At 44.0% G+C, this 15,689-nt stretch carries 15 protein-coding genes; 7 read left to right on the top strand and 8 right to left on the bottom strand.

Annotated features, from left to right (window positions below; all coding sequences use genetic code 11):
• Window positions 1-33 precede the first annotated feature (33 nt).
• The 3 genes from NIAKO_RS02450 to NIAKO_RS39520 all read left to right on the top strand — a co-directional run bounded on the left by NIAKO_RS02450 (window position 34) and on the right by NIAKO_RS39520 (window position 2,603).
• Window positions 34-921: an NmrA family NAD(P)-binding protein gene (locus tag NIAKO_RS02450; protein ID WP_014216809.1), complete on the top strand. Its 888-nt coding sequence runs from the start codon at window positions 34-36 to the stop codon at window positions 919-921.
• A gap of 8 nt (window positions 922-929) precedes the next feature.
• Window positions 930-1,847, top strand: a complete 918-nt coding sequence (locus tag NIAKO_RS02445) for a helix-turn-helix domain-containing protein (RefSeq protein ID WP_014216808.1) — start codon at window positions 930-932, stop codon at window positions 1,845-1,847.
• Window positions 1,848-2,477: 630 nt separating this feature from the next.
• Window positions 2,478-2,603, top strand: coding sequence for a hypothetical protein (locus NIAKO_RS39520; RefSeq protein ID WP_262493730.1), 126 nt, complete (start codon window positions 2,478-2,480; stop codon window positions 2,601-2,603).
• A gap of 276 nt (window positions 2,604-2,879) precedes the next feature.
• Here the strand turns inward: NIAKO_RS39520 and mgtE are convergent, their stop codons facing one another.
• The 5 genes from mgtE to NIAKO_RS02420 form a co-directional block, all read right to left on the bottom strand.
• Window positions 2,880-4,259: a magnesium transporter gene (mgtE, locus tag NIAKO_RS02440; RefSeq protein ID WP_014216806.1), complete on the bottom strand. Its 1,380-nt coding sequence runs from the start codon at window positions 4,257-4,259 to the stop codon at window positions 2,880-2,882.
• Between the two features lie 162 nt (window positions 4,260-4,421).
• Window positions 4,422-4,829, bottom strand: a complete 408-nt coding sequence (locus tag NIAKO_RS02435) for a hypothetical protein (RefSeq protein WP_014216805.1) — start codon at window positions 4,827-4,829, stop codon at window positions 4,422-4,424.
• Between the two features lie 91 nt (window positions 4,830-4,920).
• Complete coding sequence (locus NIAKO_RS02430; RefSeq protein ID WP_014216804.1) at window positions 4,921-7,116, bottom strand: T9SS type A sorting domain-containing protein; 2,196 nt, start codon at window positions 7,114-7,116, stop codon at window positions 4,921-4,923.
• A gap of 98 nt (window positions 7,117-7,214) precedes the next feature.
• The gene (locus NIAKO_RS02425; protein WP_014216803.1) at window positions 7,215-8,102 is read right to left on the bottom strand and encodes a hypothetical protein; all 888 of its coding nucleotides are present in this window, start codon (window positions 8,100-8,102) and stop codon (window positions 7,215-7,217) included.
• Window positions 8,103-8,247: 145 nt separating this feature from the next.
• Window positions 8,248-8,520, bottom strand: a complete 273-nt coding sequence (locus NIAKO_RS02420) for a hypothetical protein (protein WP_014216802.1) — start codon at window positions 8,518-8,520, stop codon at window positions 8,248-8,250.
• A 121-nt stretch (window positions 8,521-8,641) separates the two neighbouring features.
• Between NIAKO_RS02420 and NIAKO_RS02415 the strand changes: the two genes are divergently transcribed.
• Together NIAKO_RS02415 and NIAKO_RS02410 are read left to right on the top strand one after the other, a co-directional pair.
• Window positions 8,642-8,929 (top strand): T9SS type A sorting domain-containing protein, encoded by a 288-nt coding sequence (locus NIAKO_RS02415; RefSeq protein ID WP_041346237.1) that lies wholly within the window; start codon window positions 8,642-8,644, stop codon window positions 8,927-8,929.
• 79 nt (window positions 8,930-9,008) lie between these two features.
• Window positions 9,009-9,515, top strand: a complete 507-nt coding sequence (locus NIAKO_RS02410) for a hypothetical protein (protein ID WP_014216801.1) — start codon at window positions 9,009-9,011, stop codon at window positions 9,513-9,515.
• 163 nt (window positions 9,516-9,678) lie between these two features.
• Here the strand turns inward: NIAKO_RS02410 and NIAKO_RS02405 are convergent, their stop codons facing one another.
• Entirely contained in the window at window positions 9,679-10,392 is a 714-nt protein-coding gene (locus NIAKO_RS02405; RefSeq protein WP_014216800.1) for a Crp/Fnr family transcriptional regulator, read from the bottom strand.
• A gap of 413 nt (window positions 10,393-10,805) precedes the next feature.
• Window positions 10,806-11,102 (bottom strand): hypothetical protein, encoded by a 297-nt coding sequence (locus tag NIAKO_RS02400; protein ID WP_014216799.1) that lies wholly within the window; start codon window positions 11,100-11,102, stop codon window positions 10,806-10,808.
• Between the two features lie 760 nt (window positions 11,103-11,862).
• Here NIAKO_RS02400 and NIAKO_RS02390 point away from each other — a divergent pair.
• Complete coding sequence (locus tag NIAKO_RS02390) at window positions 11,863-14,202, top strand: YCF48-related protein (RefSeq protein WP_014216798.1); 2,340 nt, start codon at window positions 11,863-11,865, stop codon at window positions 14,200-14,202.
• Between the two features lie 278 nt (window positions 14,203-14,480).
• Window positions 14,481-15,233, top strand: coding sequence for a sulfite exporter TauE/SafE family protein (locus tag NIAKO_RS02385; protein WP_014216797.1), 753 nt, complete (start codon window positions 14,481-14,483; stop codon window positions 15,231-15,233).
• Between the two features lie 6 nt (window positions 15,234-15,239).
• On the opposite strand, the gene NIAKO_RS02380 is transcribed toward NIAKO_RS02385, so the two are convergent.
• Window positions 15,240-15,623 (bottom strand): response regulator, encoded by a 384-nt coding sequence (locus NIAKO_RS02380; protein WP_014216796.1) that lies wholly within the window; start codon window positions 15,621-15,623, stop codon window positions 15,240-15,242.
• Between the last annotated feature and the right edge of the window lie 66 nt (window positions 15,624-15,689).

Below are 15,689 nucleotides of genomic sequence, written 5' to 3'. Positions count from 1 at the left end.
CTGAAGATATTTGTGTCATAAAATTGACACGGTATGAAAATAGTTTTAACAGGTTCCTTAGGAAATATCAGCAAGCCGCTGGCGCAGGAATTGATCACCAAAGGTCATGAAGTAACTATCATCAGCCATCATGCAGATAAACAACAACAAATAGAGGCGCTGGGCGCTCAGGCCGCGATCGGCTCGGTGGAGGATGCCGCATTTTTGACGATCGCATTTGAAGGTGCCGATGCAGCTTACTGCATGACCCCGCCAAACTTTGCCGCTACTGATATGATCGGCTATTACCGCAATACTGCGCTCGCATACGCGGAAGCGGCTAAGCGTGCAGGTGTAAAGCACGTTGTCTACTTAAGCAGCTATGGCGCTCACCTGGAAAAGGGTACAGGTATCATTGTAGGATCTCACCAGGCAGAGGGCATTTTAAATCAGCTGGAAGGCATTGCTGTTTCCTGCCTGCGGCCCGGATATTTTTACTATAACCTATATAACTTTTTGGGGATGATAAAGGACCAGGGCATTATCGGCACCAACTTCGGAGGCAACGATAAACTGGTAATGGTATCTCCGCTGGATATCGCAGCAGCAGCGGCAGAAGAACTTTCAGCCGCTGCCCCTGAAAGCAAAGTACGGTATATAGCCAGCGACGAACATACCTGCACGGAAGTGGCCGGGATGATCGGAGCGGCCATCGGCAAGCCACACCTGCAATGGTTAACCTTTACCAATGAGCAGGTAAAAGATTTCATGTTGTCACAAGGAAGGCCAGCGGTCATTACCAATCTATTGGTTGAACTGGGTGCAGCTATACATAGCGGCCTACTGCGCAGCGACTACGAAAAACATAAGCCTGCACTTGGTAAAGTGAAGCTACCGGAGTTTATTAAAGAATTTGCAGCAACCTATAATAAGAAAAATTAAATTGCATAATGCCTGATCATACACCTGTACGACTAAAAAGCATTAGTGAATTCCACGAGTTTATGGGACTGCCTAAACCCGAACATCCATTGGTAAGTGTGGCAAGGTTCGAGGATATCAGGCGGGAGTGCACCGCCCCGTTCAGCCGGATCATGGACTTTTACTCTATTGCCTTAAAGCGGAATTTCAATGTTAAAATGAAATATGGGCAGCAGGCTTATGATTTTAATAATGGGATCATGTTCTGCATGTCGCCCGGACAAGTGCTGCGTGTAGAAACGGATCACAACCAGGAAAACAAACCTGCGGGATGGAACTTATTGATCCATCCCGATTTTCTTTGGAATACTTCGTTGGTTAAAACCATTAAAAAATATGCCTATTTTGATTATGCTGTAAATGAGGCCTTATTTCTTTCTCCAAAAGAAGAAGAGCTGCTCATCAGCATCATGCAGCGTATCGACGATGAGTGTCATGCGAATGTAGACCAGTTCAGTCAGCATGTTATTATTGCTCAGATCGAGCTGATGCTTACTTATACCGAGCGCTTTTATCACCGCCAGTTCATCACCCGCAAAATCGTCAACCACCAGGTACTTGACCGGTTAGAATCTGTATTGTCTGAATATTTCAATAACGAAGACCTGCTTCAAAAAGGCCTGCCTACGGTGACTTATATAGCCGAACAACTCAATATCTCACCTAATTATCTCAGTGGCTTGTTGAAGGTATTAACGGGGCAAAGCACCCAGCAGCATATTCACGAAAAGCTGATTGAAAAGGCAAAGGAAAAATTGTCAACGACGTCTCTGTCAGTAAGTGAGATCGCCTACGAGCTGGGATTTGAACACTCCCAATCATTCAGCAAGCTGTTTAAAACCAAAACCAGCCTTTCCCCGCTCGAATTCCGGCAGCGTTTTAATTAAGACGGACAGGGCCTGATATGCCGCAGTTGGATGAACTTCACAGGCGGCAGCAAACCACCGTATTCAATTGTCGATTAAAATGTGAGCATCTTGACCCGTCCTAAAATTTTTTGACAGCTTTGAGCGGTTAATAAAAGAAGAGCTTGCAAGATAAAAGAATAATACTGATTTGTCCTTTCCTGACAATTATAATCCTTAAAAACGGATATCTAAATCCTGTTTTTACAGGGCTTTGGCTTGTCCGGCTACAGTCAGGTGGTTACCCGTTAATCCTGACAAGGGATTTATTAATGCTGCACCTTACTTCCTGCAAGAAGGAAAGTTCACCGCTAAGTGATAACAATATCCCTCCGGTAAATTTTAGCCAGGTATTTGACCAGTTACCGACAATATTGTGTATAATGACGGACAGTTTTCTATTCCCGGCTTTCTTTCGGTATATACATCATCAGCCGCTTTCAAATATGCGAACGGGAATCGTTATGAAGGTGTAGGCTTCCCACCGGATGCACTACAAATCCGGTGTTTACCCATAATTATCGATCTTATTCATTCTCAATAAAAAAGCACCAACCTGTGCCAAAAACCAACGGCGGCACAGTTTTTTAATTGTATCCTAAAACATACTATATGAAAAAGCTTTCAATAATTGGTGCTATCCTTGTATTGATTGGTGTTTCCATTAGCTCCTGCAGTGCCGGTGCACACATAGGAACTAAACATCATGGCGTAAGTGCCGGTACACAAGCCCATTAAGGATTAAGATCAATAGAAAAGTGTACGAAAGTAGTGTATTAATTCAATCACTACAACGTAAATGATTTTAAGCGCCCGCGAAAGCGGGCCTTTTATTGCCTTTGATATTTTCGGGTGTTATCAGTAACAATAATGGCTCAGGCAGTCGTTGCCCTGGGAAGACCCACTTTTGTATTGAGTAACGGTATCGCCAATCTGAAACCGGTCAGGCCCTTTGCTGCCGTAATTATAGGCGGGTCCTTGTCTTCCAGTTTTTGCTTTGTCTCTTTTTGCATGTTACAATAGAGTTCCCTTTAACATTATTGCTGCAATGGTGAAATAAATCACCAATCCTGTTACGTCTACCAATGTAGCAACAAAAGGCGCCGAGGAGGTGGCGGGGTCAAGGTTAAATCGCTTTAAAACAATGGGGATCATGGAGCCGCTTAAGGTGCCCCACATCACAATCCCGATAAGCGAAAAAAATACTGTTATCGCAACAAGCACCCAATACGGGCCATAATTATACCAGTGAAAATTTTGCCACAGGGAAATACGTAAAAAGCCAATACTGCCAAGGATCAAACCTAATATTAAACCCGACATCAATTCCCGGCGCATTACATACCACCAGTTCTTTATGCTCAATTCTTTCACAGCCATTGCCCTGATTATGATAGTGGCGGCCTGCGAACCGCTGTTACCCCCACTGGAAATAATCAACGGCACAAACAGGGCCAGTACAACTGCTTTAGAAATTTCTATATCAAAATAGCTCATAGCGGTAGCCGTAAGCATTTCACTTAAAAACAGTACAATAAGCCATCCGGCTCTTTTTTTAATGAGCGAAAAAAATGGGGTTTTAACATATGGGTAGTCCAGGCTTTCCAAACCACCAAATTTTTGCATTTCTTTGGTATTTCTTTCTTCCACTTCATCGAGCACATCATCTACTGTAAGCACGCCCAATAAAAATTTATCTTCATTTACAACCGGCAGTACCACCCGGTCATATTCTTTAAACATGGCTACTGCTTTCTCTTTACTGTCGGTAATATATAAAGTGGCGCAAAAACCGTCCAGTATTTCTTCGATCTTCTTTTTAGGATCATTTAAGATAAGTCGTCGAACCGGAATATCATCTATCAACTTGCCTTCATCATCTACAACATATATGTCATTGGCGGCTTCTGTATCTTTATGGTTCTTGCGCAAATGCTCGGCTGCTTCTGCAATGGTCATTTCTTTTTCGATGGTGGCAAAATCTGTATTGATCAATCTTGCCACGCTATTATCCGGGTACCCCAGCAGATCATGCGTGGTATCTTTGTTTTCATCATTCAGATATTCAATAAAATTGGACAGCTCTACCCCTTTTAATGTTGAATAAAAAGTTAGCCTGTCGTCTGAACTCAATCCGTTTAGAATGTAAGCTGCCTTGTCATTCCCAACCTGCCTGATGATCTTTTTTTGCGTAAAACCATCGAGGTAAGGGAATATTCCCACCTGCGCTTTAACAGGAAAAGACAAAAAAGCCTGGTACGCTGCTTCAAACCGCATTCCTGTCAATACCTGCGCTATTTCTGCGGGGTGAATATATCTTTTATCATTGTTAAATCCGAAAAGACGGGTAAAATTGGCTTTAAGCAATTTGTTGGTTATATCCTTTAAATTCATAGCGGTTCTTTTAGAATCAATTAAAGTTATTATTAAAGGAAGAAAATAAAAATACTAAATTGCTATCAAGCCGTTAACAATTGGTAAAATAAACATCTGAGTATTAGCACATTAATTCTGGAAAATTATTTGAAATCCAGGGCACCAAACCAAACATCCTTATCAGTGATTTTTGTTATATAAAGCCTTTTGTTCCGGGGTCAGCTTTTGCCACCAGGCCACCACCCTTTTTCGCGCAGTCGTTGGGGAACAACAGATGTATAATTTACCGCCTTCTATATAATAATGAAGTGAGCGGCTTACATCTAAATCGTCATCAAAATGCATAAACTGAAGAAAACTTCCAACATCTATTGAATTCTCAGTATTCATAATGGTGCCCGTTAGCTCGCCTTTGAAAAGGGTGTCTTCTACCGCAACGAACTGATTTTCTGAATTCCTTATAGCGCTCAGTATCTCTTTAGTTGTTGCTTCGAATAAAGGTTTCCCTTTAAATCCGTGCTCTTTAGAGCGGCGCGTTAATTTAACAATGATGCAATTGCAACAGTGCCAATCTCGCTCCTCAATCAACTATTTTATTCCGTCTGCGGCAATTTGTAAAAAAAAAGACCATCGCTATTGAAACAATGGTCATTGTAAAGTAACAAACAGAACTACTTCATCACTTGATCACTATTTTCTGCATGGTAGTTTCCCCGTCTGCAACTATTTTAAATAAATATACGCCTGGCGAAAAATGCCGAAGCCCCTTTATTAAAAGAGAATTGGCGCCCGTAACCAGGTTCACCTGTTTTGTCATCAGTTTGCTGCCGGTAAGGTCCAACATATCGATGTACGTTGCCTGCGAATTGTTTACGGTAATGTTCACTGTTACCTGGTCGCTGGCCGGGTTAGGCCAGATCTGTAAAATTTTATCCGGTGCTATCTTTACCATTACGATGGAGCTAAGCGTGTAAAACAAGTTATGATCTACCTGGCGAACGCGGTAATACACTTTTTCTGTAGTGGCGCCTGCAACATCTGTAAAACTATATTTATTTACTAAGGTGTTCACCTCTTTATACTTCACACTTCCAACTACCCCGAAATTTATGCCGTCAAAACTTTTTTCTATATCATACCTGTCTACCTCCGATTCCTGGGCTACCGTCCAGTTTACCGCTATACCGCCACCTGCTTTGGCAGCACTCACGCTGATAAACCGTACGGGCGTTACCACGGCATTTACCACTACTGTTGCGCTGGCAGTACTGGCCGCACAACCGGTTAATTTATCGGCTGAGATCAATAAATTATAAGTGCCGGGCGCACTGAAATTATTGGTAGGTAATGAAAAGGTTGTTGTATTTGGCGTTAAAACGGAAGTAGCATAGCTTTTTCCTGTATTATCGTTCACGGCATACCAGGTGCTGCTTACCGGTGAGGTAACTGTATAAGTAACCTTCTGGCCGGTAAAAATGGTGGATGAGGCAGGTGAAATTGAGGGGGTTGCGGGCGAGGTACATATCACGGTACTGGTAACACCACAATCGGTTTTTTCACTACCAGTGGCCCCCGATTGAAAAGTAGGTTTCAGCACCGCGCCATTATAAAATGGCAGGGATGAAAGAATGGTCCAGGTTTGCGCGCCTGTTGTACTGAATGTTTGCGAACCTGCCAGTGCACCGTCTACATATAACCGCACAACGCTCCCGGCAGTGGTGACATTTATCGTTCCATAAACATAGGTACTGGTATCTGTATAAGGGGTGTTTGAAACAGGTGTAAGGCTGATGGTTGGACAGGTATTTGTTACAGCCGCTACTGTAGCAGTTGACGAAGCAGTACTGGCCGTACTGCAACCTCCGGCTGCCGTTACGGTGGCCGTATAAGTATCGCCTGCCACCAGTGCCGGCACCGTTACTGACCACACACCACTGGCATTGGCGGTTGTGGTCCAACTGTTGGTGGTAACATTTGTTTTATTCAGGGTTATGCTGGCACTGGCTGCTGAAGTGCCCGTGATAGTGGTGGCTCCGGCAAGCAGAGCGCCATTGGCATCTGTTGTAATTACCGGCGGCTGATTATAACAACCTACCGTTGTACTGTTATACACGGTACAACCATTCCCCGATAAATATATTTTAATATTATCATTGGCATTTAACTGCAGCCCCGAAAAAGTATAAGAGGTAGTGTTTGCCGGAATGGTTACGGTTGTCTTCAGCACATTATTGATAAACAAGGTGGCTACCTGCGCTCCGGTGTAGGTTGGCACAGCGCCTGAAATGGTCGTATTGAAAGGATAGATGGTTGCGGGGAATGTAATAGCACTGCTTGTGGCCAGCCCTGTAAGCGAGCCGCTACCGCTATTGATACAATCAAATACCGGTGTTGACTGGCAACCGCCGCCTGTTAAAATAACCATGTAAGAACCGTTGGCTACGCTTCCGGTGCTGCCACCACTACAGGTGAACCAGGAGAAAGTGGTGGCCGTATAAGTGGTGTTGGCATTTGACGGGTTCATCAGCGTATTCCCGGTTGCATCCATTTTATAAATGAGCACACCCGTAGCGCCTGTGGTCAAACTTCCACAAATACCTTTTGAACTGGATGATGAAAGAGCTGTTGGATTTATAACGGATGAACAGGTTGTATAAATGATGTTGGATTGCATACATTCCGATTCGTTCAAAGAGGCGTTTGTTCCTTTTGCTTTTGCTACAAAATAATCACCTGTTGCCGCCGTAATGCCGGTGAGCGTCCAGGAACCACCGGTAGCAATCCCACTGGGGTAGGCAGTGGTAGATGAATAAGTATTTAATAAGGTTCCCGCAGATGAATAACGGTAGATGGTGATGTTGGCATTCGCATCCATGGTGGCATCCTTTCTTGTCCAGATACCTGAAATTGACTGCCCTGAACCAATTACAACTGAGCTGCTGGTAATTACCGGCGGATTGGTACAAACACCAGCTACCGCCCGGAGTTTAACTGGGAAAGGGTTATGGGCGGAGTGCCGTTTATGGCAGCCAGCCAGCCATCGGGCGTACTTGGATAAAGCACATCGTTTACTCCAAAAATGTCCGAACGGTTTCCCTTAAGGGCTGATGTGGGTGAGCTCACCGTAGTGGCTACCATCCTAAAAACAGAGCTGCTGGTAAGGGCATAAGTACCTGTGAAGGCAGACAAAGGAACATAAAAATCGAAGAAATAATCGGGGTTGTTTGAATTGGTACTTAATGCAGTGGCTATTTGCCAGTTGCTGCTGTTGGTTGTTTGAGACACCTGCACAATGTTGGGTCCATTCTTTCCATCGGTTTCATTCACTGTAACCGTAGTAGAAGTGCCTGTCGCCAGCAACACTTCCCATTCAAAACCAATATTGCCAGATCCCTGTGAAGTTGGCGCCACATAGTTGGGATCGGCTTGTGAACCGCTGTTACCGGCTTTATTATCTGCATCTATTAATACACTGTATGCCTTTGCTCCATTACTGATACTACCCACGCGCAACCGAAAATAAAGGTTGGTGCCATCGCTATACGACATAAAACCGGTTTTATCGGTTGTAGAAGTCACCAGATCGGTAAAACTGCCCGATGCGCCAGTTGCCAGGTCGCCTATCGGCTCAATAAAAGAAGGTGGTATTGATTTGAATGGGATCTCACTTTGCGTAATATCGCTGGTAGTAAATCCAGTGTTTAGGGGCAACGAAACATAGCCGTCGTTGTTAGGGTCTAATACAGCACTTGCAGAGGATCGTCGTACAATTTGACCGGGGGATTGCGCTGAAGCATTCAGGAAGGGAAAAACAAGGATAATTACCGCGATGGTTACCGCACGCAGGGTAAAGCTTCTCATAAGAATTAGCGTTGTTTGAACAATAATATTAAAAAATTATGCCACGCGACTCGTTGAAACTGCGCCTATATTCTGCGGAAGTAAACAAAACCCCTATGCGTAGTAATTACAACTTATTAGTTCTTTCTTCTTCTGTCAGTTACTCTTAATCGGGAAACAAACTCATATCGGCGCGGTATACCCATGTTTCTGATGTTACCCGTTTGATCGCTTTTATTTTCAAATTCCCTTCTATTTCTGCAAGCTCTTCTTCCAAATTTGCAAACTGGCTATACGCGGAAAAATTATTTAGCTCTATCAATAAAAGAAATGGATTGAGATCACCGCCATCAACCTGCCTGAAGGTCATGAAGCGCCCTGTTCCTGCTAACTGATAGTTACTCTTTAATTTCTCCAATATTTTTTTGCCAGTTGCCATCCCCATTACCTGTATCGATACCAGGTGAAGGAATTTCGATTTTAAACTATTACTATCAGCAATACGCAGTTTATATTTTCAGCAATTTCATTACCCCAATTCCGTTCTCAGCTATACGCCGTTGGTACCTTCTTCTACTACTTTCTCAACCACCGATCCGTTATTAAAAGTATTTCCGTCCATCTTCCAAAGCTCCATTATTGTTAAGATAAAGGCCAACAAAACCGGTTCGGCTCCATTTAAACTGATCGATTATAGCGGCCGCACGCTGCTACAACAGGACCTTCCGGTAAAGGCAGGAAGCAATACGATACCCATCCCCAATCTGGGCCATATAGCTGAGGGTAACTATATTGTACTGGTAAATATTGATAATAAAGTGCTTAATCAAAAGATCACCAAACAATAAGGCCTGCTATTTCTCCTTCCGGGAAAAATGGTTATTTTTGCCCCTGGCACGCATCACATATTCCGAAAAATCCGACTTTATGAAAAAACCTGGTATCCTTGACAAAACAGAAGATACTACTACCCGCAAACGCTCCCTTCGCTGGATCATACTTGTTCCATTTGTTTTAGTATTGGGTATATTAGCCGCCGTTGTAAGGGGTGGCGAATCCAATGATACCCTCAGCGCCCTGAAAGCGGGCAAACCCAACGCCGCGCCTGCCAGCGATGCCAAGGTAATAAAAGTGGTGCACGATAATATTATGGGGCTGGTAAAGGTGGAAAGCAACGACTACGAATACAAAAGCCTGGGTGGCATTTCGGGCCTGAAGATCACCGTAATTAACCCAACCGATTATATGCTTAACCGGGTACGGGTAAAAGTATCTTACATAAAAGCCAATGGTGGTATTTACGATACAAAAACGAAAGACTTCTATGGGATAAGACCCAAATCGGCCGAAACCCTCAAAATGCCCGACAGCAAGCGGGGCACCAGCGTCAAGTATGAAATAGTCACTATAAAGTCGAAAGACCTGGGTTTATAAATAACCTGCCTGCGCTTAAGCTTAAGCTACAGCCGTGTGTCGCCAAAGGCTTTGTCGGCGGCGCGCGGATAAAAAAAGAGAGTGTATCATCCCTGATACACCCTCCTATTGCTCTCGCGGTTCCCCGCATTCATCTATGGTCCCGTTATAATCAACATGCGTTTTAATTCAACATTGTTTTGAGTTTACTTTCGTTGATAATGGTAATGTAACCTTCGCTTATTTCAATCAGCTTCTCCTGTCTGAACTCGCCCAGCGTCCTTATCAACGATTCGGTAGCCGTGCCGGCAATAGCAGCCAGGTTATCGCGGCTGATCTTGATGGCATCTTTATACTTACGGCTTAATAAGATCAACGCCTCTGCTACTTTTTTACGAAGAGAGTTATAGGCCAGCCCCAGTAGCAACTGCTCTTTGTCCGTAATATCCTTAGCCAACAGATTTATAAATTTGCGCGCCACCTGCCAGTCGGATTCCATCATACCCTCAAACTCATCTTTTGAAATAACCGCCAGTTCGGCATATTCAACGGCCACGGCAATATCTTTATACACCGTTTCTTCCAGCAACGCCACATATCCCAGGTACTCCCCTTCTCCATAGATACCGGTAATAAGCTCCTTCCCTTCAGAATTACACTTGTATGTTTTTACAATACCCTTTTTAATATAGAATAACTGCACGGGGTGATTGCCTTCGGCATAGATCACCTCTTTCTTTTTATACTTGTTTACGTTTGTGTTCAGGTTAAATAATGTAGTTAATCGGTCGGTTTGATATTTGCGGGCAAAAGTGGCGGTGCCACTTTCAAAAATGGGCATAGCTTCCATTATTTTATGGCTTTCGTTGGCTGTATTAACAACAAGCAATCTTTTCATTGTTAGTAAGTTTTATAATGGTCATGGCGGTATTAACCGGTAACAAACTGGGCTATATGTACAATGAACGGACTTAATTGTTTTCAGAGAGAAATGCAGAACGTTTATGCATAGGTTGCTTCCTGTATCAGGACATTGATTAACGAGTGGTTTCAAGTGAATCAGAGCTCGGGTCGCTTCAGAGGGAATTATCAATCGATCCGTTAGCGTTAGTTGGTCTCGCCGTCAAACTGCTTATCAAATATAACATTTATTTCAAATATTCGTAACCTCTGATTTTTAAAAAAATGACTTTCCTGAATGCTTTATGTTAAAATATATAAGAAGAAACCGTTAGTTGTGCCAGTAGGTCTCCTATCTATTTTTAAATCCTGTACTCCATTAGCCAATTAGCACATTAGCCAATTAGCACATTAGCCAATTATTCTTATAGTGTCCATCAACATTTTGAATGCGGCCTTTTGTTCTATTGTTGCTTTTCCAAATTCGGCGGGACAAAGCGAGATGCCCAGTGATGGGTCATATTTCAACACAGCTATGCCTTCGCCAAAACAAAATTCCCAGTAAATCATTTCATTCTGCTTTTCCTTATTGCAAAAGGATATTCCTATCTCATGCCTGAGCCAGTCTGCTGTAGTATAGAAAAAAGAAGTTTCACATTTCGAAGTCAACACTACCTCTGGATATCCATTTTTCGTTTGCAATCTCATATAGAATTAATTTGGAGTTATAAGGGGCCAGTGGCATTCGCAGGATATGTGGGAGGAGGTAATAATGCTATAGTAAGGTATGTTTTTATTACATAAAAAACCATGACCACCGTCATGGTTTACGGGTATTTTTTGATTTCAAACAACAATTGACTTTAATCAAAATATTCCACCTAAAGCGGGCCTGAAGAAGCTATGTATAACTTCTTCGTATATTAGTATCTGTTCGGTCGGGTGAGATGTCGCATTTACCCGATGTAATTTGGTATTTCAAGTATAGTTTTCATTCCGGTCGTAGCGTTGCTGACCGGATTCATTTTTTTGGGCATCAGCGACACAAAGAACTTTCTTATCCTCTGTAGTTTTTTGTGTTGGAAATAGATCCGGCAGTTTCTGTCCGGATCTGTTTTTTTGTAAAGGAACCGGAAGTCGTGAATCGGCAATGGGTTCGCGATTTTTCAAGCCAATAAACGATCTTGCGCCGCGGCATTTTCTCTGCCTTCTGCCTTCTGCCTTCTGCCTTCTGCCTTCTGCCTCCTGCCTACTGCCTTCTGCCTCCTGCCTTCTGCCCTTCCTTCCAAATTATGGAAAAACAGACCTAAAAAGGGAAAATAACACATCCAAAATAATCATTCTACATACATGTATTTCAATTGGTTACAAAACTGGCAGGGGTATTGCCTTAAAGATGTTGCCGAAAACCTTAGACCCATTTACTGTATCCTATTTATGAAACCGTAATTCCCGTACCCCAACCTTTATGAAAGCCATTCTTTGCAAAATCCCCCGAGCCTTAACAGGCTTAATCGTTTTCTTCTTTATAACTATTGGGGCATCGGCCCAATGGACCGCACAAACCAGTGGAACTACCAATTCGCTACGTGGTGTGTATTTCGTAAATGCCACTACTGGCTGGGCTGTAGGCGCTAATGGCACGGTGCGTAAAACGGTAAACGCTGGCAGCACCTGGACCAATCAATCAACCACCACTACACAATGGAACAGTGCTTATTTTAATTCTCCAACCGTAGGATGGATAGCAGGTAATGGCGGCGCTGTTCGCAAAACAAGCGATGGCGGTACCACCTGGAGTGCCCAAACCAGTAACACCACTCAAAATATCAATAGCATTTTCTTTTTTAATGCCAACACCGGCTGGGTTGCTGCCAACAATGGCAATCTTCAGAAAACCACCGATGGCGGCGGCACCTGGGCAAGTTTAAACAGTGGCATCTCCAATGACCTGTTTGATGTAAAATTCGTGACCGCCACTACCGGTTGGATCGTTGGCGATAATGGCAGGATCCGCAAAACAACAGATGGCGGAAACACCTGGAGCACTCAAACCAGCGGCACCACCCAACGATTATTGAGCATTTACTTTATGAACGCCAATACCGGCTGGATCTCCGGCGACAATGGCGTGGTTCTTAAAACAACAGATGGCGGTACTACCTGGAGTATGCAAACCACCCCTACCAACGATGATTTTTACAGCATCACATTTGTGAATGCGAACGTGGGCATTGCAGTAGGCCAGAATGGTACTATCATTGCCACTGCCGATGGCGGCGCTACCTGGGGAATTCAAACCAGTAATACCGGTTCAAGACTGTATGGCGTATACTTTGTTAACCAGGGCCTGGGTTGGGCAGTTGGCGACAACGGCACCATCATTAAAACCACCGCAGCCGGTGGTCATACCTGGACCGAACAAAACAGCAACAGCACGCAAACCTTACGGGATATTTTCTTTATAAATCAAACCAATGGCTGGCTCGCGGGTGACAATGGCACCATTCGCAAAACAACCAATGGTGGCAATACCTGGACCACCGTAACCAGTGGCACCCCTGAAGACCTGCGCAGTATATTTTTTGCCGATGCCAATACCGGCTGGGTAGTTGGCTCCAATGGCACCATTCGTAAATCAACCAACGGCGGTACTACCTGGACCAATCAAACCAATCCCGGTTCAAGCACTTTAAGAAGTGTTTTCTTTATCAGCTCAACAACCGGCTGGGTGGCTGGGAATAACGGCCAGGTACTAACCACAACAGATGGTGGTACTACCTGGACTTCCCGAAACACCGGCATCACCAACCGGGATTATTATGATATTCAATTTGTGTCTGCCAGCACCGGCTGGGTGGTTGGTGAAAATGGAACTATCCGTAAATCAACAGACGGCGGCATAAACTGGTCGGCACAAAACAGTACTGTTAATGATGATTTACTGGGTGTTTATTTTGTTGATGCGAGTATTGGTTATGCGGTTGGTGACAATGGCACTATAATTAAAACAACCAACGGCGGCGCCACCTGGTCACAATTAAACAGCGGCACCGGCGACAGGTTAAATGAAGTTTATTTTACCTCCGCTGCCACCGGCTGGGCGGTTGGACAGGGCGGTACTATCTTATATACAAACGATGGAGGCGCCACCTGGAGTGCAGAGAACAGCGCTACCAGCAGCGAAATAAGAAGTGTTCATTTTGTTGCCGGAGGTGTTGGCTGGTCTGTAGGAAGCAATGGGGATGTGCAAACCTATATTATATCGCCATTGCCGGTAAACTTCACCAGCATCAATGCCAACAGCGTCGATTGCAGTACAGCCCGCATTCAATGGGAAACTGCCGGTGAAACCAATAACAACCATTTTGATGTGCAATGGTCAACAGATGGCAGCAACTGGCGTACAGCAGGCACCGTAAAAAGTAATGGCAACTCAGCAGGCAACCAATCCTACTCGTTCACCTATAACAACCTGGCGCACGGCGTAAATTATTTCAGGCTTATGCAGGTTGATAATGATGGCCGGTTCGGCTATTCAAAACAGCTTTCGGTATCAGGCGCCTGCGATATAGCTGGCAGCGAATTGCGGGTATATCCCAACCCCGCGCGCGTTGCAGTAACCCTGCAATTAAGCAATACGGCATTGGTAGGCACAACCGCCCGCCTGGTTAATCTGCAGGGACATGTGCTGCGTCAGTTCACCATTACTAAAATGAATGAGTCCTTACAACTTACTGGTTTACCTGCAGGCACCTATTTCATAATAACTGCCAACAGACAATCGTACCAGATCATAAAACAATAGCTGGCTATAACTACGGTAACCATTCTCAGAAAGGGAGAGCCTCTAACAAGAGACTCTCCTTTATTTTTTCGGCAAACGTGAAACGGCAAACGTGAAAGGACTTGCGACGAGTTAATATTCCTCACTGTTTTCGTCCCTCTTACTTTTCATCTTCCGCCCTTTATCAACGCTATCAACCCCGTCAACTTTATCAACTTCCTACTTAATATTATTAAGCCTTCTTCAAAAAGGGGCGCTATTGTTATATTTGAGTTTTCTTATACTTATACCATTCACACATGGGAATATTTGCAGCGTACTCAACCACCAGTTTAATCCTGATAGCCTTGTCGGCCTTTATAATTGGGCTTTCCAAGGCAGGGCTCAAAGGCATCGACATGTTGAATGTTACTATTATGACCATTGTGTTCGGGGGAAAGGCATCTACAGGGATTGTATTACCCTTATTATGTGTGGCAGATGTGATGGCCGTAAAGTATTATCACCGGCATGCGCAATGGTCGCATGTGAGAAGGCTAATGCCCTGGATGGTGATTGGTATCCTGGTGGGGGTATTTGTAGGGAAAGACCTGAACGAGGCTATTTTCAGAAAAGTGATGGCCACCATCATTGTGCTTACTGTAATAATTATGCTGGTGATCGAATTCCGGAAGACGACGGTGATGCCCAACAACAAATTATTTGTATCCGGTATGGGTCTGGTATCGGGATTCACCACCATGCTGGGCAACCTGGCGGGCGCTTTTTCGAATATCTATTTTCTGGCCATGCGTTTGCCCAAGAACGATTTTATTGGAACCGGAGCCTGGATCTTTCTAATCATTAACTGGTTCAAACTGCCCTTCCAGGTCTTTTACTGGAACAATATTACCAGCTCGTCGTTACTGACCGATCTGGCGCTGGTGCCCTTTTTGATCCTGGGCTTCTGGTGCGGCATAAAACTGGTAGCCGGCATAAAAGACGATCTGTATCGCCAGGTAGTGATCGTGCTCACCCTCATTGGCGCCATCTTTATCTTTTTAAAAAGATAGGTTACGCTAATTTTTCATTACATCGGTTAACGCCTGCTTTATTTCTTCGGTGGAAGCATCTTTTGAAAGAAATCCATGCACCCCTATCTGATAGGCTTTCACGATATAAGCTTTACTATTGTGCATGGTAAAGAAAATGATCTTTATGTAAGGCCAACGCTTTTTCAGTTCCACAGCGGTTTCAAAACCATCCATAATAGGCATATTGATATCCAGCAAACAGATATCCGGATCTGCATTCATTTCCGGTAGTCTGTCAAGAAAGTCTTTCCCGTTTTCCGCCTCCAATACAACCTTATATCCCAGTAAACTCAGCCGCAGGTTTATGGCCTGGCGTAACATCATATGATCATCTACAATAGCAATTGTAACTGATTGAGCATTGTCCATAGCAATATTTAAGTAAACCTCACTAAGGTAATTGGGTAGTGCACCGCAATTAATTAATGGTATATA

The sequence above is a fragment of the Niastella koreensis GR20-10 genome, assembly GCF_000246855.1.
Classification (GTDB): Bacteria; Bacteroidota; Bacteroidia; order Chitinophagales; family Chitinophagaceae; genus Niastella; species Niastella koreensis.
The sequence above is the reverse complement of the archived record's forward strand: the minus strand, read 5'-3'. Positions and strand labels throughout refer to the sequence as shown.

What these genes read in the sequence shown, in the direction of transcription:
- NIAKO_RS02450 (WP_014216809.1), top strand. Translation starts at nt 34, where the DNA reads ATGAAAATAGTTTTAACAGGTTCCTTAGGAAATATCAGCAAGCCGCTG.
- NIAKO_RS02445 (WP_014216808.1), top strand. Translation starts at nt 930, where the DNA reads ATGCCTGATCATACACCTGTACGACTAAAAAGCATTAGTGAATTCCAC.
- NIAKO_RS39520 (WP_262493730.1), top strand. Translation starts at nt 2,478, where the DNA reads ATGAAAAAGCTTTCAATAATTGGTGCTATCCTTGTATTGATTGGTGTT.
- mgtE (WP_014216806.1), bottom strand. Translation starts at nt 4,259, where the DNA reads ATGAATTTAAAGGATATAACCAACAAATTGCTTAAAGCCAATTTTACC.
- NIAKO_RS02430 (WP_014216804.1), bottom strand. Translation starts at nt 7,116, where the DNA reads ATGGATGCGAATGCCAACATCACCATCTACCGTTATTCATCTGCGGGA.
- NIAKO_RS02425 (WP_014216803.1), bottom strand. Translation starts at nt 8,102, where the DNA reads ATGAGAAGCTTTACCCTGCGTGCGGTAACCATCGCGGTAATTATCCTT.
- NIAKO_RS02420 (WP_014216802.1), bottom strand. Translation starts at nt 8,520, where the DNA reads ATGGCAACTGGCAAAAAAATATTGGAGAAATTAAAGAGTAACTATCAG.
- NIAKO_RS02410 (WP_014216801.1), top strand. Translation starts at nt 9,009, where the DNA reads ATGAAAAAACCTGGTATCCTTGACAAAACAGAAGATACTACTACCCGC.
- NIAKO_RS02405 (WP_014216800.1), bottom strand. Translation starts at nt 10,392, where the DNA reads ATGAAAAGATTGCTTGTTGTTAATACAGCCAACGAAAGCCATAAAATA.
- NIAKO_RS02400 (WP_014216799.1), bottom strand. Translation starts at nt 11,102, where the DNA reads ATGAGATTGCAAACGAAAAATGGATATCCAGAGGTAGTGTTGACTTCG.
- NIAKO_RS02390 (WP_014216798.1), top strand. Translation starts at nt 11,863, where the DNA reads ATGAAAGCCATTCTTTGCAAAATCCCCCGAGCCTTAACAGGCTTAATC.
- NIAKO_RS02385 (WP_014216797.1), top strand. Translation starts at nt 14,481, where the DNA reads ATGGGAATATTTGCAGCGTACTCAACCACCAGTTTAATCCTGATAGCC.
- NIAKO_RS02380 (WP_014216796.1), bottom strand. Translation starts at nt 15,623, where the DNA reads ATGGACAATGCTCAATCAGTTACAATTGCTATTGTAGATGATCATATG.